At 56.9% G+C, this 4,367-nt stretch carries 5 protein-coding genes; all 5 read left to right on the forward strand.

Annotated features, from left to right (window positions below):
* The first annotated feature begins 174 nt into the window (after window positions 1-174).
* Window positions 175-2,076: a threonine--tRNA ligase gene (gene thrS / locus DBR44_RS09220; protein ID WP_103525119.1), complete on the forward strand. Its 1,902-nt coding sequence runs from the start codon at window positions 175-177 to the stop codon at window positions 2,074-2,076.
* A 38-nt stretch (window positions 2,077-2,114) separates the two neighbouring features.
* A complete protein-coding gene (gene infC, locus DBR44_RS09225; protein WP_103525120.1) occupies window positions 2,115-2,639 on the forward strand; it encodes a translation initiation factor IF-3 in 525 nt (174 codons plus the stop codon).
* Window positions 2,640-2,795: 156 nt separating this feature from the next.
* Window positions 2,796-2,993 carry a 50S ribosomal protein L35 gene (gene rpmI, locus DBR44_RS09230; RefSeq protein ID WP_124643783.1) on the forward strand — a complete coding sequence of 66 codons (198 nt, stop codon included), beginning with the start codon at window positions 2,796-2,798 and terminating at the stop codon, window positions 2,991-2,993.
* A gap of 12 nt (window positions 2,994-3,005) precedes the next feature.
* On the forward strand, window positions 3,006-3,362 hold the full coding sequence (gene rplT, locus DBR44_RS09235) for a 50S ribosomal protein L20 (protein WP_103525121.1): 357 nt from the start codon (window positions 3,006-3,008) through the stop codon (window positions 3,360-3,362).
* 210 nt (window positions 3,363-3,572) lie between these two features.
* Window positions 3,573-4,367: phenylalanine--tRNA ligase subunit alpha (gene pheS, locus DBR44_RS09240; RefSeq protein WP_233578441.1), on the forward strand; the 795-nt coding region annotated here is incomplete at its 3' end.

Consider the following 4,367-nt stretch of genomic DNA (forward strand, 5'->3'; position numbering starts at 1 on the left):
TGCCTACCAACACTTAGCATGGAGTTATCCCAGGTGAAACACTGGCGAACTACCACAACCCGACATTCTCACGCTAGCTGAGCCCTGCGGGTTGTACCATGCAAAAAAAGAGCGGCTCAGGCCGCTCTTTTTTTTTACCCTTCGCAATCATATTTCGTCCTGTTTGGAGTTGACATGCCTGACATTCGCCTGCCTGACGGCTCGGTTCGATCCTTCGACAAGCCGGTAACGGTCCATGAAGTGGCTGCGTCCATCGGTACCGGTCTGGCGCGCGCTGCGCTGGCGGGTCGCGTCGATGGCGTGCTGGTGGATACCTCGTACAGCATCGACCGCAATGTCGATCTGGCCATCGTGACCGACAAGGATGCCGATGGCCTTGGCATCATCCGTCACTCGACGGCTCACTTGCTGGCCTATGCAGTGAAGGAGTTGTTCCCGGAAGCCCAGGTCACCATTGGTCCGGAAATCGAAAACGGTTTCTACTACGACTTTGCTTACAAGCGCCCGTTTACTCCGGAAGATCTGGTTGCCATCGAAAAGAAGATGAGCGAACTGGCCAAGAAAGATATTCCGGTCGAGCGCTACGAGCTGTCGCGTGACGAGGCTGTGGCCTACTTCAAGAGCATTGGCGAGGCTTACAAGGCCGAGATCATCGAGTCCATTCCTGCTGATCAGGTGCTGAGCCTGTACCGCGAGGGTGAATTCACCGACCTGTGCCGCGGTCCGCACGTGCCGTCTACCGGCAAGCTGAAGGTGTTCAAGCTGATGAAGGTGGCCGGTGCTTACTGGCGCGGCGACAGCAAGAACGAAATGCTGCAGCGTATTTACGGCACGGCCTGGGCCAAGAAGGAAGACCTGGAAGCCTACCTCTACATGCTGGAAGAGGCGGAAAAGCGCGACCACCGCAAGCTGGGCGTGCAGCTGGACCTGTTCCACCTGCAGGATGAAGCGCCGGGCATGGTGTTCTGGCATCCCAAGGGTTGGCAGCTGTGGCAGAACGTCGAGCAATACATGCGTGGCAAGTTGGTGAAAGAGGGCTACCAGGAAGTCCGCACGCCGATGATGATGGATGTGGAGTTGTGGAAGAAGTCGGGTCACTGGCAGAACTACAAGGAAAACATGTTCATCACCGAGTCGGAAAAGCGCGACTACGCCGTCAAGCCGATGAACTGCCCGGGTCATATTCAGATTTTCAACAGCGGTCTGCGTTCTTACCGTGACCTGCCGCTGCGTTATGCCGAGTTTGGTTCCTGTCACCGCAACGAGCCGGGTGGTGCGCTGCACGGCATCATGCGCGTGCGCGGTTTTGTGCAGGATGACGGCCATATTTTCTGCACCGAAGACCAGATCAATCAGGAAGCCAAGGCTTTCCATCGTCTGGTGATGGAAGTGTACGAGCGCTTCGGCTTCGACAAGGTGTCGATCAAGCTGGCGCTGCGTCCGGAAAAGCGCCTGGGTGCGGAAGAAACCTGGGACAAGGCCGAGCAAGGCATGCGCGAAGCGCTGCAGGCTTGCGGTGTAGCCTGGGAGGAATTGCCGGGCGAGGGGGCTTTTTATGGCCCCAAGATCGAATACCACGTCAAGGATGCGCTGGGTCGCTCCTGGCAATGTGGTACCCTGCAACTCGACTTCATGTTGCCGGAGAGTCTGGATGCCGAATATGTGGCCGATGACAACAGCCGCAAGCGCCCGGTCATGCTGCACCGCGCAGCGCTGGGTTCGCTGGAACGCTTCCTCGGTATTTTGATTGAAAACCACGCCGGGGCCTTCCCGCTGTGGCTGGCGCCGGTGCAGATGGTGGTGATGAATATCACCGAAGCACAGGCCGATTATGCTGCGGAAATTGCAGGAGCATTGCAGAAACAAGGCTTCCGCGTTGATCTTGACTTGAGAAACGAGAAGATCGGCTATAAAATCCGCGAGCACAGCCTGCAAAAGCTGCCGTACCAGATTATTGTGGGCGACAAGGAAAAAGCAGGCGAACTGGTTGCCGTGCGCGCCCGGGGTGAAGATCTCGGTCAGCTCACGCTGGATGCATTCATTGCCCGCCTCAAGGCTGAGATGCCAGAGGCCTGATCCGGCAGCGGCAGGCATTTGATAGATTAATAGGAGATTTGGCTATAGCTCAGGAACGCGAAGCACGGATCAACGGCGAGATTACCGCTCGCGAGATTCGTCTGGTAGGCATGGAAGGTGAGCAGATCGGTGTTGTTGGTCTGCGTGAGGCAATGGCTCTGGCCGAGGAAAATGATGTGGATCTGGTGGAAATTTCGCCGACCGCTCAACCCCCGGTGTGCAAGCTGATGGACTACGGCAAGTTCAAGTACGAACAGTCGAAGAAACGTCACGAAGCCAAGCAGAAGCAGAAGCAGGTCCAGATCAAGGAAATCAAGTTCCGTCCGGGCACTGATGATGGCGATTACAACGTCAAGCTGCGTAATCTGACCCGCTTCCTCAATGATGGCGACAAGGCCAAAATCACCCTGCGTTTCCGTGGTCGTGAAATGGCTCACCAGGACATCGGCCTGGCTCTGCTCAAGCGTGTCGAGGCCGATCTGGCTGAAATTGCGACAGTCGAGCAGTTCCCCAAGCTGGAAGGTCGCCAAATGGTGATGATGATTGCCCCGAAAAAGAAATAATCGGGTATAATCGTCTCCTCAATACGGCAGGGTCATCCCTGCCGTGTTGATTTTGTGGGGTGGCAACGCCCCGCGTAAAAGCGTGACGCAGTGGTATCAAGTGCTTTCGGGCCACCCTGTGTCTAATCTAACTCAGAAATTCTGCAGGAGTTTTCCATGCCGAAAATGAAGACCAAGTCGAGCGCGAAAAAGCGTCTCAACGTGCTGGGCAATGGCGGTGTAAAGCGCTCTTATGCGTTCAAGCGTCACATCCTGACCAAGAAAACCACCAAGAACAAGCGCCAGTTGCGCGGTACCACCATGGTGCACGCTACCAATATGGCTTCTGTTCGCGCCATGCTGCCCTACGCATAAGGAGACTGAATAATGCCACGCGTTAAACGCGGTGTAACCGCACGTGCTCGTCACAAGAAAATCCTTGCCCTGGCGAAAGGCTATCGCGGCCGTCGCAAGAACGTCTATCGCATCGCCAAACAGGCGGTGATGAAAGCCGGTCAATATGCATACCGCGACCGTCGTCAGAAAAAGCGTCAGTTCCGCCAGCTGTGGATTGCCCGTATCAACGCCGCTGCGCGTGAAAACGGTCTGCCGTACAGCAAGTTCATGAACGGCCTGAAGAAAGCTGCTATCGAAATCGACCGTAAGGTCCTGGCCGATCTGGCCGTGTTCGACAAGCCGGTTTTCGCTCAGCTCGTTGAAAAGGCGAAAGCTAGCCTCGCTTAATAGCAAGACTGTAAAAGGGGAGGCTGATGCCTCCCTTTTTTTTCATTTGCCTGTGGTAGTGATGTAGCAAGAGCGCTGACCAGACTGCCATGAGTGTGGTCAGCCTTTTTGTTTCGGCCAGCTGGTCGATGCAGGGTGCCGATGTTGTCATGCAGCGGCGGTCGCATCGCCTGCCGGGTGGCCGGAAAGACGCATACGGTATGAGACCCAATGACTAACGTTGACGCGATTCTCCAAGCTGGTCTGGCTGCCATCGAGGCTGCCGCTGACCTGATCGAACTGGAGCAGGTCAAGGCGCGCTATCTCGGCAAGAGTGGCGAGCTGACCGAACTCCTCAAGCAACTGGGCAAGCTCCCGCCGGAGGAGCGCAAGGCTGCCGGTGCCACCATCAATGTGGCCAAGCAGGCTTTTGAAACCGCCCATAACGCCCGCCGTGACCTGATCAATGCCCAGAAGCTGGAAGCCCAGCTGGCGGCAGAATCGCTGGACGTGACCCTGCCGGGTCGTGGCCTGTCCACCGGTGGCCTGCATCCGGTAGCGCTGACGCTGGAACGTATCACCACCTTGTTCCGCTCCATGGGTTTTCAGGTAGCGGATGGTCCGGAAATCGAAACCGATTTCCACAATTTCCAGGCGCTGAACATTCCGGAAAACCACCCGGCGCGTGCCATGGCCGACACCTTCTATGTGGAAGGTGGCGATGTGCTGCGCACCCATACCAGCCCGATCCAGGTGCGCTACATGCTGAACAACGAGCCGCCGATCAAGATCGTGGCTCCCGGTCGTGTGTACCGTGTCGACTCCGATGCCACTCATTCGCCGATGTTCCACCAGATGGAAGGCCTGTGGGTGGAAGAGGGCGTGTCCTTTGCCGACCTCAAAGCCGTGGTGACTGACTTCCTGCGCCGCTTCTTCGAGCGTGACGATCTGCAAGTGCGTTTCCGTCCGTCCTTCTTCCCCTTCACCGAGCCCTCCGCCGAAATAGACGTACTGGGCGAGCGCGGC

The organism is Aquitalea sp. FJL05 (assembly GCF_003852595.1).
Taxonomy (GTDB): Bacteria; Pseudomonadota; Gammaproteobacteria; order Burkholderiales; family Chromobacteriaceae; genus Aquitalea; species Aquitalea aquatilis.

Coding starts and splice junctions, on each gene's coding strand:
- rplT (WP_103525121.1), top strand. CDS start 3,006: ATGCCACGCGTTAAACGCGGTGTAACCGCACGTGCTCGTCACAAGAAA.
- rpmI (WP_124643783.1), top strand. CDS start 2,796: ATGCCGAAAATGAAGACCAAGTCGAGCGCGAAAAAGCGTCTCAACGTG.
- thrS (WP_103525119.1), top strand. CDS start 175: ATGCCTGACATTCGCCTGCCTGACGGCTCGGTTCGATCCTTCGACAAG.